Here is a 15,118-nt window from a genome sequence, read left to right on the forward strand (position 1 = left end):
ACGTGATTGCCACGCGATGATCGGTTAGGGTAGCCTCAGTTAACAACGGGGGCCAACGCCGTCCACCCGGACGGCGCCGTCTCCCTGGAACCGACACCGCGCCACCGCGCGCCCGGCACCGGCGGCAGGAAAGGCGATCCGCGCATGGCACACCCGCATCATCCGCTCCAGACGGTGGTGGATGCCTGTGCCCCCCTCAAGTTCGCGCCACTGCCCGACCTGCGCGTTCCCGGCGTCACCCAGGGCTGCCGCCGCCCCGGCGCCGAACACTGGTACCGCGCCGACCTCATGGCGGCCCAGGGCGCCGTGGGCACGCTGTTCGACCAGCTCACCGCCCACCACGGCCCCCACCACCGGCTGCCGGCCACCACCCACTTCATGCGCGCGCTGCTGCGCGAGCCCATCTTCCTGGTCTCGGCCGGGATCTACCTCACCGGGCGCGCCCCGCTCCTGGACGGCACGCGGCTGTGGTTCCCCTGGCACGCCGACGCCACCTTCGGCGTGCCGACGTTGACCGGGGCGAAGGTCGCGGTGCCGGCCGGCGATCCCTTCGCCGACCACCCCGACGCGGTGGTCGTCGCCGACGCCGGGGAGCTCGACCGGATCGCCGCCGAACACCTGTTCCGCGCCTTCGCGCCCATCCTCGACGCCCTGCACGCCCACACCCGCGCCGGCCTGCGCACATTGTGGGGCTGGGTGCTCGACACGATGCACTTCTACATGCTCAACCCGGCCCGTTTCCTGGGCCGCGACGCCGAGGCGGCGTGGAGGCGCGCCGACCGGCTCGGCGACGCCCTCATCTCGGCGGGCGCCGTCACCCGCGCCCGCCCACGGCTCTTCCCCTTCTACGAGAACCACCCGCGCGGCACCTGGGCCGTGCGCGGCACCTGCTGCTTCGACTACAAGGGCGACCCCGAGCACGGGTACTGCACCACCTGCCCGCTCAAGTGCGACAGCGATCGGCGCGCCGAACTGCGCGAGTGGATCCGCAACCCCGCCCTGGCCCCCTGAGACCGGGACGGGGCGACCACCTCAGTCCCGACCGGCCGGCTCCCCCGCCTCAGCGCGCGACAGCCTCCACGTGCGCGCCGCGAACACGACCACCACAACGGTCAGGGTCGCCGCGACCGCGTTGAGGGTCCCGAACCCGTACGCGCCGACCAGCACGCCCGACAGGGCTCCGCCGCCCGCCCCGCACAGGTTCATGACCAGGTCGGACAGGCCCTGCGCGTCCGCCCGCCGGTCGGCCTCCAGGGACTCGGCGAGCAGCGTCGAGGCCGACACCAGGGCGAAGGACCACCCCAGCCCCAGCAGCACCAGTCCCACAGTCGTCACGGCGTGGGAGTGACCGGCCAGGCCGGACACCACGGTGGAGCAGAGCAGGATCGCCTGCCCCGCCACCAGCACGGGGACGCGGCCCAGGCGGTCGGCGAGCCGGCCCACCACCGGCGACAGCGCGTACATGCCCGCGATGTGCAGGCTGATGGTCAGGCCGATGACGTTGAGCTCCGCGCCGCCGTGCGCCATGTGCACCGGGGTCATGGTCATGACCATGACCATGACGGCGTGGGAGAGCGCCATGCCCGCCATGGCCAGCGCCGCCCGGGGCGTGCGCGCGACGAGCCGCCAGGCCGCGCGCGGGGAGCCACGGCGCGGGGACCGCGCCGGCGCGCCGGCGAGACGGCGCGCGGTCAACAGCGGATCCGGACGCAGCAGGACGAGGGTGAGCAGGCCGGCGGCGAGGAAGCCGGCCGTGGCGAAGAGCAGCGGTCCCACCAGCTCGGGAAGGCCGACCCGGGCGGCCAGGACCCCGCCGGGGCCGGTCAGGTTGGGGCCGGCGACCGAGCCCACCGTCGTCGCCCACACCACGATGGACAGGTCGCGTCCCCTGGTCCGTTCACCGGCCAGGTCCGCGGCGGCGTAGCGCGACTGCAGGCCGGTGGCGCTGCCCGAGCCGAACAGCGCCATGCCGACCAGGAAGAGGGGGAAGGAGGCGAAGGAGGCGCCCGCGACCGCGACCGCCCCGCCCAGCGCGGCGGCGAACCAGCCCGTTCCCAGGCCGGCGCGGCGTCCCCTGCGCGCCGCCAGTCCCGCGAGCGGCAGGGCGAAGAGGGCGGCGCCGAGCGTGATCGTCGTCGTGGCGGTACCGGCCCACGACGACGAGCCGGTCAGCTCCTCGGCGATCAGCCCGCCCACGCTCAACGCCGAACCGACGCCCACTCCGCCGATGGTCTGGGCCAGCGCCAGCGTGACGAGCGTGCGTCGTTGCAGACGGGCGAGGTCCATCGCCGTCGGCGCGCTCATCGAGGCCCGTACCAGGTGTCCATGTTCCTCCCGCCATGTCCGATAGCGGGATGATCGTAGCGAAACGCCGGTTAGCGACGGGTGCCGCTCCCTCTGCCGCGGCCGTACCGCCACCGCAGGAAGCCGTGACGGCGCTCGACGTCGCGCATCTCGCCGTAGAGGGTGTCGGGGTCGGCCGCGGAGACCACGGCGCCGCCCTCGGGGACGGGCCAACGGGCGAAGGCCCAGTAGCGCCGGGTGTAGGCGCCCCACATGACCAGCCAGGTCCCCTGTTTCTGCCATTCGATGTGGGCGGCGACCCGCCAGCGGTCGGGGTCGAAGCGTTCGGGCCCGTCGTGGGACGGGCGTTCCTGCGGCCCGCCCGCCGTCATCGCGGTGACCGTCGCGCCGGCCACGGCCCCGTTTCCCGGTTCGTCACGACCACGCTCACCCGCGTTCCCTTCCGCTCTCGGGAGGTCCGCACCGCACTCAGCCTCACACGGAGGAGCGCGCGGGGGAAGACGCGGGTGGCCATCTCCTGCCCGATCAGGCCGGAACCGGTCAGCGGCCGGTGTCGGGGCCGGTGCCGGCCCGGTTCGCGGACCCGGGCGGCCGATAGGGCTCCCGGGCCGCGGAGGGGCCGCCGGCGCGACGCCTACTCGTCGTCGGCGGCGTGGTGGTCGAGGTTGGCGGTACCGCGCCGCCAGTAGCCGTCGACCGCCATGGTGCGGTCCTTGACGAAGCCGAGCTCCTTGAGGTGGCGGCGGATCGGACGCAGCGCCGTGGCCTCGCCCGCGACCCAGACGAAGCCCTCGCCCTCGGGAAAGTCGAAGCCGCGGACCGCGCGTTCGAGCAGGCCGCTGTCCCCCGGCGCGGCGTCACCGCGGTGCAGCCAGGTGATCGAGACCCCCTCGCGGGCCTCGATGTAGGACTCCTCGGCGGCGTCGGCGACCTCGAAGAAGGCGTGGACGCGCGCGCCCTCGGGCAGCTCCTCCAGACGGCGGGCGGCGGCCGGCAGCGCGGTCTCGTCCGCGACGAGCACGTGGTAGTCGTAGTCGGCCGGCACGTGCTCGGTGCCCCGTGGTCCCAGCACGCCCAGACGCAGCCCCGGCTCGGCCCGCAGCGCCCAGCGCCCCGCCGGGCCGTGGTCGTGGGCGACGAAGTCGACGGTCAGCTCGCGGGCGGCGGGGTCGTGGCGGCGGACCGTGTAGTCGCGGTAGAGCGCTCCGGGGGCGCGGAAGTTGAGCGCGCGGTCGTTCTCGACGACCGGCATGACGTGCTCGCCGGTGCGCTCGTCGGGGAACCACAGCTTGACGTGGTCGGCGAAGTTGTCGCTGCGGAAGTCCGCCAGGTCGGCTCCCCCCAGCACGACGCGGATCATCCGGGGGGTGATCCGCCGCGCCGAGCGTACTTCCAGCACGCGGGGCGCCAAGGGGTACATCTCCACACGGATCTCACGCTGGGCGAGGGCCATCGAGCACGCTCCTCCGATCGTCGGCACGGCCCGGGCCGGACCGTTGACGCGATCTTAGCTTAGCCTCAGCTAACTCTCATGCACGGTGGACGTGCCGCGCCCGCTGCTTCCCCCTCCGTCCCGCGCGACCGCCCCTCCGGCGGGACCGTCGTCCTCGGCGTCGCCGGCCGTCCCGGCCCGGCGCAGGGCCGGGAACAGGGCCGCCACCGCCCCGACCGCCACCATGGTGACCGCCCCGCCCAGGGCGATCGCCGCGCCCGGCCCCACCAGCGGGGCGAGCGCGCCCAACGTCATCGCCCCCAGCGATCCCCCCACGGTCGCCTGCGCCGACCAGACGCTGTTGACCCGCCCCCGAAGCGCGTCGGGGGTGTGCGACTGGAGCAGCGCGTAGCGCAGGATCTCCTCGACCACCTGGCCCAGGCCGAGCAGGGCGAGCGCCGCCAGCGCGGCCAGCGGGGCCGCGCTCAACCCGAACCCCAGCACGGCCAGGCCCGAGACCGCCGACGCCACGAGCAGGAACAGCCCGGCGCGGCGCACCCGTCCGGTCCAGCCGCTGGTCAGCGAGCCGGCCAGGGCGCCGACCGCCGGAGCGGTGTAGAGCAGCCCGGCCAGGGTCTCGTCACCCCCCAGCACCCGGTCGGTGAACTCCGGGACGAGCACGAGCGGCGCCGCGAACAGCAGCTGCACGAAACCGAGCAGCAGCAACGGCCCGACGACGCGATGCCGGACCGCGAAGCGCACCCCCTCGGCCACGGCCGAGGCGATCGAGCCCCGCCCCGCCTGCGCCCCCGGATGCAGGCGGGGAAGCAGGCACACCAGGGCCGTCGTCACCGCGGAGGCGGCCGCGGTGACGGCGTAGTTGACGCCGAACCCCCACGCGGCGATGACCACGCCGCCCAGGGCCGGCGCGGCGACCGCGCCGAGTTCGCTGGTCAGCGCGAGCAGGGCGCCCGCCGCCGCGAGCCGTTCCCGCCCCACCAACCCCGGCGCCGCGGCCTGCAACGCCACGGCGCTGAGCGTCCCCAGCAGGCCGTTGAGCACGGCGCAGGCGTAGATGACGGCGAGCGAGGGGCGGTCGGGGACCAGGCTGTTCACCGCCAGCAGGGTGAAGGCGAGCGTCCCGGCGGCGCGGCCCGTGATGATCAGCAGCCGCCGGTCGCAGCGGTCGGCGAGCAGCCCGCCGACGAGGGTGCCGCACATCGCCGAGACGCCCGTGGCCGTGCTCACCGAGGCCACCAGCAGCGACGACCCCGTCAATCCGTAGACCTGCAACGGCAGGGCCACCGTGGTGAACCCGATCCCGAACAGTGACACCAGGCGGGCGGTGAACAGGATGCGAAAGTCCCGGCTGGCGCGCAGCGGACTGAGGTCGATGACGAGGTTGGCCGGTCTCACGGGTCTCCAGACGTCGGCCCGGACGGGCCGGGGAAGGGCGGAGGGCAACCCGGGCGGGGCCCGGGGCCGCGCCGGCGCCGCCCCGCCGGCCGTGACTCAGCGCGCGGCGCCGGACACCTGGTCGGATCCGGGCACCGGCTCGGCGGGGTCGGCGCCGAGCGCGACGATGCGGTTGGCGCCGTCCACGTGGACCACCTTGGGCCGGTGGGCGGCGCGCTCGGCCTCGTCCACGACGGCGTAGGAGATGATGATCACCAGGTCGCCGGGGTGGACCAGGTGGGCGGCGGCGCCGTTGATGCCGATCACGCCGCTGCCCCGCTCGCCGGTGATGGCGTAGGTGACCAGCCGGTTGCCGTTGTCGATGTCGACGACGTGGACCTGCTCGCCGTCGACGAGGTCGGCGGCCTCCATCAGGTCGGCGTCGATCGTGATGGAGCCGACGTAGTGCAGGTCGGCCTGGGTCACCGTGGCCCGGTGGATCTTTCCGTTGAGCAGTGTGCGCTGCACGTCGCGTCCTCTTTCGGGATCGGAGGGCGTTCCCGGAGGGAACGCCGCGGGACCACGTTCTCGTCCCGCGGCATTCCATGATCGGGCTCGCGGCGGGGTGCGCGCGCACCGGGGTGCCCCGTGCCCGGGCGTGGACGCCGTTCGCCCGGGCACGGGGGGCTCACACCTCTCCCATGGCCACCCGCAGGCTCTTGGGGCGCAGGTCGGTCCAGTGCGTGTTGACGTAGGCGAGCGCCTCGTCGCGGGACGCGGGGCCGTGGACGACGGTCCAGCCCTCCGGCACCTCGGCGAACTCCGGCCACAGGGAGTGCTGTTCCTCGTGGTTGACCAGCACCAGGAACGTGCCGTCGGCGTCGTCGAACGGGTTGCTCATGGGATCCCCTTCCCGGAGGGTGAGTGAGGAAAGGCTAACCTTTGCAAGGAAAGGCTTACCTGAGCACTTTAGAGGTCCGGGGGCTCGCGCACCACCCCTTGCCTCGTTCCCCACGGTGAGGGAGCGCACACCGTCCGCGTCCGGCCGTCTCGGGCCGGACGCCTCACCCGGCCCCGCGGGCGCGCAACCCGGGCTCGGTCACGGCGACCGCGACGGTCGCCGCCACGCACAACAGCCCGCTGACCACCAGCGCCACGGCGGGCCCGGCCAGTGCCGCCGCCACGCCCAGCCCGGTCGCCCCCAGCGACCCGCCCACCGTCGCCTGGGCGGTCCACGCCGCGGTCACCCGTCCCCGCAGGGCGTCGGGGGTGTGCCGCTGGATCAGCGCGTAGCGCAGGATCTCCTCGATCGCCTGCCCGCAGCCCAGCAGGAGCAGCGCCGCGAACGCCGCCACCGCGCCGCCGCTCGCCCCCAGGGCGGTCACCGCCACACCGCACAGCGCCACCGCGCCCAGCACGACCGGGCCGCCCCCGCGCACGTGCGAGGTCCACCCGCTGGTCAGCGACGCCGGCAGCGCGCCGATCGCCGGAGCGGTGTAGAGCAGCCCGGCCAGCGCGGCACCGCCGCCGAGCACCCGGTCGGTGAACTCCGGGACCAGCGCGAGCGGCGTCGTGAACAGCACCTGGGCGAACCCCAGCACCAGCAGCGGGCGCACCAGCGGATCCCGCCGCACGAAGGCGAGCCCCTCCACGACGTCGGCCGGCGCCGAGGTCCGTTGCGTCCCGCGCGCCGGACGCAACGGCGGCAGGAACGCCACCGCCACGGCGCACCCGGCGGCGATGACCGCCGTGCCCGCGTAGCCCGGCCCCACGCCCCACGCCGAGATCGCCACCCCGCCCAGCGCGGGCGCCGCCATCGCGCCGAACTGCGCGGTCACCGCGAACAGCGCGCCGGCCGCGGCCACCCGCGACGCCCCCACCAGCGCGGGGACGGCCGCCTGCTGGGCGATGAGGCCCGCCGTCCCCGCCACGCCGTTGACCGCCGCGCCCAGGTAGATCGGGCCGAGGGAGGGTGCGGGCAGGTAGGCGTTGACCGCGAACAACGCCAGGACCCCCACCTCGATGACGGCCGCGGCCACGATCAGGCGGCGCCGGTCCCACCGGTCGGCGAGCAGCCCGCCGACGAGGGTGCCCCCGAAGCTCGCCACGCCGTTGACGATGCCGACGCTGGCCACCAGGAACGACGAGCCCGTCATGGCGTAGACCTGGATCGGCAGCGCGACCAGCCGGAACCCGCCAGCGAACAGCGACACCACCCGCACCGCGAACAGGACGCGGAACGGGCCGCTGGAACGCAACGGACTCAGGTCGATGACCAGGCGGGCCAGGGGCACGGCGCAGCTCCTCGCGGTCGGGCCGGGCGCGGCCCGGCGGGCGCGACTCGGCGATCCGCCGGAAGGCGGCCCGCGCCCGGTCCTTCGTACCAGACGCGGGTCCCGCTTTCCCGCCAGGACGAGCGAAGACACCGATGAATACGGCATTACTCCCGAAAAGACACAGGAGAGGCATATCTCCGCATGATTCACACGATAAGAATGTCCACCATCGGCCGAAAAGCGTTTTTCGTACCTGCCACAAGATCACACCCCTTATCCTGTTAATTCGATTAACAATCCGATCTCCTGGTTCGACGGGTAACAGCACGGCGCCATAGGTTTGGACCGGCGCCGCCCCGCCGGGGATCGGAGCCCCGGCAGCGGACGACGACCCCCACGGCGCCACCCCCTGAGCACCCGAAACGAGGAGATCCCCCATGGCGAGCTCAGCCGAGGAGAAGGTCCAGCCCAACTCACTGGTGGCGGTACGCGGCCAGAAATGGGTGGTGAGTGGAGTCGAGGAGGCGGACGGCACCACCGTGGTGTCGTTGCAGAGCGTCGAGGACGGCCGTTTCGGGGAGACCCTCGACGTGGTCTGGGAGATCGAGCCGGGCCGCCGCCTGTTGCCGAGCGGTTCCCTGCCCGAGGTCGGCGCGGCCGGATTCGACCCGCCCGAACGGCTCGCCGCCTTCCTCGACGCCGTGCGCTGGTCCGCGGTGACCTCCGCCGACGTCAAGACCCTTCAGGCCCCCTTCCGTTCCGGCGTCGCGGTCGAGGACTACCAGCTCGAACCCGTGGCCCGCGCGGTGTCGGCCCCCCGCGTGAACCTGCTGCTGGCCGACGACGTCGGCCTGGGCAAGACGATCGAGGCCGGCCTGGTCGCCCAGGAACTGCTGCTGCGCCACCGCGCCCAGCGCGTCATGATCGTCTGCCCGGCCGGCCTCACCCTGAAGTGGAAGGACGAGATGGCCGAGAAGTTCGGCCTCGACTTCACCATCATCGACTCCGAGTGCTGCGCGCGCGTGCGCCGCGACTACGGCAGCGCCGCCAACCCGTTCAACGTGCACCCGCTGAGCATCGTCAGCCTGCCGTGGTTGCGCGGCGCGAAGGCCCAGCGCCTGCTCGACGAGGTGCTGCCCGCCGACGGCCCCGGTTACCCGCGCGCCTTCGACCTGCTCATCCTCGACGAGGCGCACCACGTCGCCCCCTCCGCCCCCAAGCAGGTCTACGCCGTCGACTCCCAGCAGACCAAGCTGATCCGCAGGCTCGCCCCCCACTTCACCCACCGGCTCTTCCTCTCCGCCACCCCTCACAACGGCTACCAGGCCTCCTTCACCGCGCTGCTGGAGATCCTCGACGACCAGCGGTTCGCGCGCGGTGTCGCGCCGGACCGGACGGCCGTGAAGGACACGGTCGTCCGCCGCCTCAAACGGCACATCGTCGGCGCGGACGGAACGCCGCGCTTCGCCGAACGTGAGGCCCACGCGATCCCGGTGGACTATCCGGACAGCGAGCGGGAGGTGCACGGCCTGCTCACCCGGTTCGCCGAGCTGCGCCGCGCCAAACTCGCCACCAGACGGGGCCGCAAGGCCACCGACCTGGTCACGCTGCTGCTGAAGAAACGCCTGTTCTCCAGCCCCGCGGCCTTCGCCCACACCGTCCAGGTCTACCTGGAGACCCTGGAGAAACGGTCCGAGACCGGGGCCCACCTCACCGACGACGAGGATCCCGAGTGGATGGACGACTTCTTCGACGAGATCGCCACCCTCGACGACGAGCAGATGGCCGAGGCCGAGAACGACGCCCTGGGCCGGGCCCGGCCCCGCCAGCCCGACGCCGACGACGACGAGGTCGCACTGCTGCGGCGGATGCTGGACTGGGCCCTGGCTCACGAGGCGCAACCCGACGCGAAGGCGCGCGAGCTCATCACCTATCTCACGGCCGTGTGCCGGCCCGACCGGCACTGGACGGATGAGCGCGTCGTGGTGTTCACCGAGTACCGCGACACCCAGACGTGGCTGGCCGGGCTGCTGCGCCAGGAGGGACTGGGCGGCGTCCACGTCGCCGAACTGCACGGCGGTATGAGCACCGACGAACGCGAACAGGTCCGGCTGGCCTTCCAGAAGGCTCCCGGCGAGCATCCGGTGCGCATCCTGCTGGCCACCGACGCCGCCGGCGAGGGCATCGACCTCCAGCGGCACTGTCACCGACTGGTCAACTACGACATCCCCTTCAACCCCAACAAGCTGGAGCAGCGGATCGGCCGCATCGACCGCTACGGCCAGACCGACCCTCCCCAGATCCGCCACTTCGTCGGCACCGGCTGGGAGGGGGCGGTCGACTCCTACGAGGCCGACCTGGAGTTCCTCTCCCGGGTCGCCGGCAAGGTCGCCCGGATGGAGGAGGACCTGGGACAGGTCAACGCGGTCCTCTCCGAGGCGGTGCAGCGCCGGATGCTCGGGGAGAGCGTCGGCATCGAGGTGGAGGCCGCGGGAACGGGGACGGAACGGCTGCCCGCCGAGACCGAGGTCGGTGACCAGGTCCGCCGGCTGCGCGCCGACCTGGAGGCGACCGTCCGGGAGCTGGGGCTGACCCCGCAGCGGGTGCGACGGGTCGTGGACACCGCCCTGAACCTGGCCAACCAGCAGCCGCTCAGCCCGCACGTGGACGAACGGCACCTCACCGAGGACCTGTTCGACGTCCCCACGCTCACCGGCTCGTGGGCGCGGGCCTCGGCCGGACTGACCGAGCGGGTGCCGTCGGGCGCCGACCTCGCGCGCGGGCAGGCCCCCCGCCAGCTGCCGGTCACCTTCGACCCCGAGACGGCCCGGGGGCGCGACGACGTGGTCCTGGCCCACCTCAACCACCCTCTGGTCGCGATGTCCACCCGGCTGCTGCGCGCGGCCGTGTCCAACGACCGGATCGGGCTGCGCCGGGTCACCGCCGTCGTCAGCGACGACCCCGCGCTGGAGGATGTGCTGGTCGGCGCCTACTCGCGTTACGTGCTCGTCGGCGCGGACGGCATGCGGCTGCACGAGGAGGTCCTGTACGCGGGCGGCTGGGCCCCCGCCCAGGGGCGGTTCCGCAGGCTGGAGAACCTGACCATGCTGGGCGGCATCCTCGACCGCGCCCTCACCGAGGGCAGGCCGGTCTCCGAACCGGTCTGGCGGCGGATCTGCGACCGCTGGCCGGAGGTGTCCACCGGCCTGGAGTCCGCCATCAGATGGCGGGCGCGGACCCGTCTGGAGTCCCTGCAACGCAAACTCGCCCAGCGCGCGGAGGAGGAGCGCGTCCGGATCACCGCGGTGATCGACCAGTTCTCGGCGACGCTGCGCGCCGCGCTCGCCCAGGACGAGAAGGACGAGGAGGACGCGCTGTTCAGCCGCTTCGAAGTGGAGAAGACCCGGGAGGAGCGCGAGCAGTACCGCAGGGACCGCCGCAACTGGGAGGCGCGCCTGGCCGGGCTGGCGGCCGAACGCGAACGCGAGCTGGAGGCGATCGCGGCCCGGTACCGGCGGCAGGAGCCGCACCTCTTCCCCGTCGCAGTCGTGTTCGTCGTTCCGAGCCGGGAGGCCACCCGATGAGTTCCCCCACCCGTTCCCGGCGGCCCCGCCGCCCCTCCGCCCCCGACAGCGCCGAGCAGCACCGCGACTGGCTCGGCCTGGTCGAGGTGAGCGGGCCGTTCCTGTCGCTGCCGGTCCTGCGTTCCACCTGGCCCACCCTCGACCCGGTCGACGGGGACACCCGCGCCCGGCTGCGCCAGAAGCACGCCTCCTGGCAGGCCGACACCGCCGCGGGACAACGCGCGTGGATCGATTACGTGCTCGACGAGCTGCTGGGCTGGGGCGACGCCCTCCACTTCGCCCCCGAAGGGGCCGGGGAGGCGGACTCCCACGGCCCGCTCGACGCGCTGGCCATGGAGGTCCCCGAACACGCGAGGAGCGTGGCCCCGTCGTTCGTGCTGGCCGAGCCCGGCGAGGAGGTCAAGCCCGACTCGGTCCGGCTGCTGGGCCTGGTGTGCCCGGCCGGGACCCGGCCGACCGTCCGCGTCAAGGGCGAGGCGTGGTCCGCCACCCCGGCGGACCGGCTGGCGCAACTGTGCCGGCACCACGGTGTCGAACTCGGCCTGGCCACCGACGGCCGCTGGTGGACGCTGGTGTGGGCGCCGCGCGGCGGGGTCACCACGACCGCCGTGTTCGACGCGGCGGCCTGGCCCGACTCCGCCGAACGCAACGTGGTCCGCGCGTTCGTGTCCCTGCTGGGACGCACCCGGTTCTTCGGCGTGCCCGACGAGGAACGCCTCGTCGCCCTGCTGCGCAGGAGCCTGGACTCCCAGGAGGAGATCACCGAGGCCCTGGGCGTGCAGGTCCGCCAGGCCGTGGAACTCCTCGTGACGGCCATCGGCCGGGCCGGCACCCGGCAGCGCGGACACGGCGAGCAGGGCCTGGAGCAGGTCGCCGCGCACGACGTGTACCGCGGCGCGGTGACGGTCATGATGCGGGTCGTCTTCCTGCTGTTCGCCGAGGAACGCGGCCTGCTGCCCTCCGACAACGACCTGTACGTCCGCGCCTACTCGGCGGGCCGGCTCTGCGCGGAGCTGGAGCAGCGGGCGCTGGAGGGCAGCGAGGACGAGCTGGAGAACACCTACACCGGCTGGCACCGGCTCCTCGCCCTGTTCCGGGCCGTCCACCAGGGTGTGCGGCACCCGCGGCTGACCATGACCGCGCACGACGGGTCGCTGTTCGACTCCGGCGTCTTCCCATGGATGCCCCTGCACATCGACGACCGGACGGTGCTGCACATGCTGCGCGCCGTGCAGTACGTCGAGATCGGCACCGGCCGGTCCCGGGAACGGCGCAGGCTGTCCTTCCGCGCCCTCGACGTCGAGCAGATCGGCTACGTCTACGAGGGTCTGCTCTCCTTCGACGGTTACCGCGCCGACGACGTCGTCGTCGGCCTCGTCGGCAGGCCCGGCCGGGAGGCCGAGGTCCGGCTCCGCGACCTGGAGCAGCTGGCGGCCGGCCACACCACCCTGCCCGAGCTGGCCAAGGCCATCGCCGACACCTACAAGGACTCCGGGATCGGGTCGGCCCGGGCCGTCGAGAAACGCCTCACCCCGCCGACCGGCGTCGAGAAGGAGGAGGCGCGCAAGCGGCTGCTCGCCGTGGTCGAGGGCGACTACCCGTTGTCGGAACGGCTCATGCCCTTCCACGGTCTGCTCCGCTCCGACCTGCGCGGCCTGCCCGTGGTCGTCCTGCCGGGCGAGCTGTACGTCACCGAGTCCTCGCTGCGCAAGAACACCGGCACCCACTACACGCCGCGGTTCCTCGCCGAACAGGTCGTGGAGGGCGCGCTGGAGCCCCTGGTCTACTCCCCCGGACCGCTCCAGACCGCCGACCGCTCCGAGTGGCGGCTCCGCAGCAGCAGGGAGATCCTCGACCTCAAGGTCGCCGACATCGCGATGGGCTCCGCCGCGTTCCTCGTCGCCGCCGCCCGCTACCTGGGCGACCGCCTCGTCGAGGCCTGGGCCGAGGAGGGCGACGAACGCGTCGGTGCCACCACCTCGGGGAACGCGCGAAGCGGAACGAGTGGTCCGGGCACCGACGAGGACCCGCTCGTCATCGAGGCCCGCCGCCAGGTCATCGAACACTGCCTGTACGGGGTCGACATCAACCCGATGGCCGTGGAGATGGCGAAGCTGTCCCTGTGGCTGGTGTCCATGGACCCCCGGCGCCCCTTCACCTTCCTCGACGACCGTCTCGCGGCCGGCGACTCGCTGCTCGGCATCACCTCGCTGGAGCAGTTGGAGTACATGCACATGGATCCGAAGAAGGGGCGGGAGATCCACGACCGGCTCGACCCGCGGCTTCTGAAGAACGTGCGCTCGGTCGTCGAGAACATCGCCGCCGACCGGCGCAGGCTCGTCGAGATCAACGGCTCCACGGTCGCCGGCGTGGACCGCAAGCGCTCCCTGCTCGCCGGAGTGGAGATCGCGACCGGGCACGCCCGCCTCTTCGCCGACCTGTGCGTGGGCGCGGCTCTCGCCCACGCGAAACGCGGCGAGGCCGGCCTGCGCAAAGCCTCCATCCTCGCCGCCGATAACGCCCGCCGCTTCGACACCTCCGAGGCGAAGGTCCGTGAGCAGGCCCGGGAATGGCTGAACACGGACCGCCCCGACGGCGCATGGCGGACTCCGCTGCACTGGCCGCTGAAGTTCCCGGAGGTCTTCGAAAAGGGCGGGTTCGACGCGGTGATCGGGAACCCGCCGTTCCTAGGGGGATCGAAAATTAGCGGTTCCACTGGCGGCAGCTACCGCGAATTTTTGGTTTTCTCCATCGCGAAGGGCACTAAAGGGAATGCCGACCTGGCCGCATATTTCACACTCCAAGCACATTCACTAATAAACAAGAAAGGTCAAGTAGGCTTAATTGCCACAAACACTCTTCCGCAAGGAGACACCCGAGAGGTTGGCCTAGAGCAAATACTGGCAGAAGGAACCGAAATCCGGAGATCCATTAAGAGTAAACCCTGGCCATCCAAGAGCGCTGCACTAGAATACTGCATCATCTGGACCAGTCGCCAGAAAATCCAACCTAATGCCAACCGCTTCGCCGATGACATCCTCGTCAGAGAAATCGCATCAACCCTCGATCCAGCCCCACGCTCCAAGGGAGCCACCTACAGGCTACACAGAAATCAAAAGATTTCCTTTAACGCAACTAAGGTGACAGGGGCAGGATTTCTCCTCTCCCCACAAGAAGCCCGCAAACTAGTTACTTTAAATGAAATAAATAAAAACGTCATACGCCCATACATAAACGGAGAAGACCTCAATAACAGCCCCACTCTATCTCCGAGTAGGTGGATAATAGATTTCAGAGAATGGCCCGAAGAGGAAATAAGCAAATATCCCGAATGTTATCAAATAGTGAAGGAGAGGGTTAAGCCGGAACGCTCAAAAAGCAAAGATCAAAAGCTGCGCGACAAATGGTGGGTTTTTGAACGCAGACGAACAGAGATGTACTCAACCATCTCCAAGATGGAGAGAATAATCGCCATCACCCTAGTAAGTAAAACTGTCATCCCGGCAAAAATTCCCACCAGCCAAATTTTCTCTCACGCACTGGGGATATTCGCCACTGACGACACGGCCATGCTGGCACTACTGTCAAGTTCTCAACATTTTTGGTGGGTGGTTAAACAAGGATCAACTCTGGAGACTCGAATTCGATACACGCCTTCAGACGTGTTTGAGACCTTCCCTCTCCCTGAGCTCACTGAAGAGATGCGGGAGCTCGGGAACCGGCTCGACACCTATCGGCGTAATGTGATGCTCTCCCGCGACTCCGGTCTCACTAAGACTTACAACCTGGTGTTCGATCCCGAGTGCACCGACAGCGACATCCAGGAGCTCCGGAACATCCACCGTGCCATCGACGAGGCCACCATCCGCGCCTACGGTTGGGAGGAGCGCATCGAGGCCGTCGGCGGGCTGGACCACGGTTTCCACAAGGTGGGGCGGGAGACCCGTTACACGATCGGTCCTGCCGCGCAGCGTGAGGTCCTGGACAGTCTTCTCGAACTGAACCATGAGCGTTACGCCGAAGAGGTGGCGCAGGGGCTGCACGACAAGAAGGGCAAGCGCGTCACCCCCGAAGCCTTGTTCGACTGACGGCCCGAGGAGAAGGCTGCCGGGGATTCCGGTGGTGTA

10 protein-coding genes are annotated in these 15,118 nt (G+C 71.3%); 3 read left to right on the plus strand and 7 right to left on the minus strand.

Annotation, left to right across the window (positions count from 1 at the left end):
- Positions 1-144 precede the first annotated feature (144 nt).
- The gene (locus ACYVHU_RS24905; protein WP_078764034.1) at positions 145-1,011 is read left to right on the plus strand and encodes a (2Fe-2S)-binding protein; all 867 of its coding nucleotides are present in this window, start codon (positions 145-147) and stop codon (positions 1,009-1,011) included.
- A 21-nt stretch (positions 1,012-1,032) separates the two neighbouring features.
- Here ACYVHU_RS24905 and ACYVHU_RS24910 read toward each other — a convergent pair whose 3' ends face one another.
- The 7 genes from ACYVHU_RS24910 to entS (ACYVHU_RS24940) all read right to left on the minus strand — a co-directional run bounded on the left by ACYVHU_RS24910 (position 1,033) and on the right by entS (ACYVHU_RS24940) (position 7,425).
- Positions 1,033-2,304 (minus strand): MFS transporter, encoded by a 1,272-nt coding sequence (locus tag ACYVHU_RS24910; protein ID WP_498949623.1) that lies wholly within the window; start codon positions 2,302-2,304, stop codon positions 1,033-1,035.
- 71 nt (positions 2,305-2,375) lie between these two features.
- A complete protein-coding gene (locus ACYVHU_RS24915) occupies positions 2,376-2,675 on the minus strand; it encodes a hypothetical protein (protein ID WP_432941715.1) in 300 nt (99 codons plus the stop codon).
- 263 nt (positions 2,676-2,938) lie between these two features.
- On the minus strand, positions 2,939-3,757 hold the full coding sequence (locus ACYVHU_RS24920; protein WP_432939935.1) for a siderophore-interacting protein: 819 nt from the start codon (positions 3,755-3,757) through the stop codon (positions 2,939-2,941).
- Between the two features lie 69 nt (positions 3,758-3,826).
- Entirely contained in the window at positions 3,827-5,152 is a 1,326-nt protein-coding gene (entS, locus tag ACYVHU_RS24925) for an MFS transporter (RefSeq protein ID WP_498949625.1), read from the minus strand.
- Positions 5,153-5,248: 96 nt separating this feature from the next.
- Entirely contained in the window at positions 5,249-5,659 is a 411-nt protein-coding gene (panD, locus tag ACYVHU_RS24930) for an aspartate 1-decarboxylase (RefSeq protein ID WP_078764038.1), read from the minus strand.
- A gap of 160 nt (positions 5,660-5,819) precedes the next feature.
- Positions 5,820-6,032, minus strand: a complete 213-nt coding sequence (locus ACYVHU_RS24935) for an MbtH family protein (RefSeq protein WP_498949627.1) — start codon at positions 6,030-6,032, stop codon at positions 5,820-5,822.
- A 163-nt stretch (positions 6,033-6,195) separates the two neighbouring features.
- Positions 6,196-7,425, minus strand: a complete 1,230-nt coding sequence (entS, locus tag ACYVHU_RS24940; protein ID WP_078764040.1) for an enterobactin transporter EntS — start codon at positions 7,423-7,425, stop codon at positions 6,196-6,198.
- A 419-nt stretch (positions 7,426-7,844) separates the two neighbouring features.
- Here entS (ACYVHU_RS24940) and drmD point away from each other — a divergent pair, with 419 nt between their 5' ends.
- Both drmD and ACYVHU_RS24950 read left to right on the plus strand, forming a co-directional pair.
- Positions 7,845-10,991 (plus strand): DISARM system SNF2-like helicase DrmD, encoded by a 3,147-nt coding sequence (gene drmD / locus ACYVHU_RS24945; RefSeq protein WP_498949628.1) that lies wholly within the window; start codon positions 7,845-7,847, stop codon positions 10,989-10,991.
- On the plus strand, positions 10,988-15,079 hold the full coding sequence (locus ACYVHU_RS24950) for an Eco57I restriction-modification methylase domain-containing protein (RefSeq protein ID WP_498949630.1): 4,092 nt from the start codon (positions 10,988-10,990) through the stop codon (positions 15,077-15,079). The genes drmD and ACYVHU_RS24950 overlap by 4 nt, the downstream gene beginning before the upstream one ends.
- Positions 15,080-15,118 lie beyond the last annotated feature (39 nt).

This window comes from Marinactinospora endophytica (assembly GCF_054780875.1).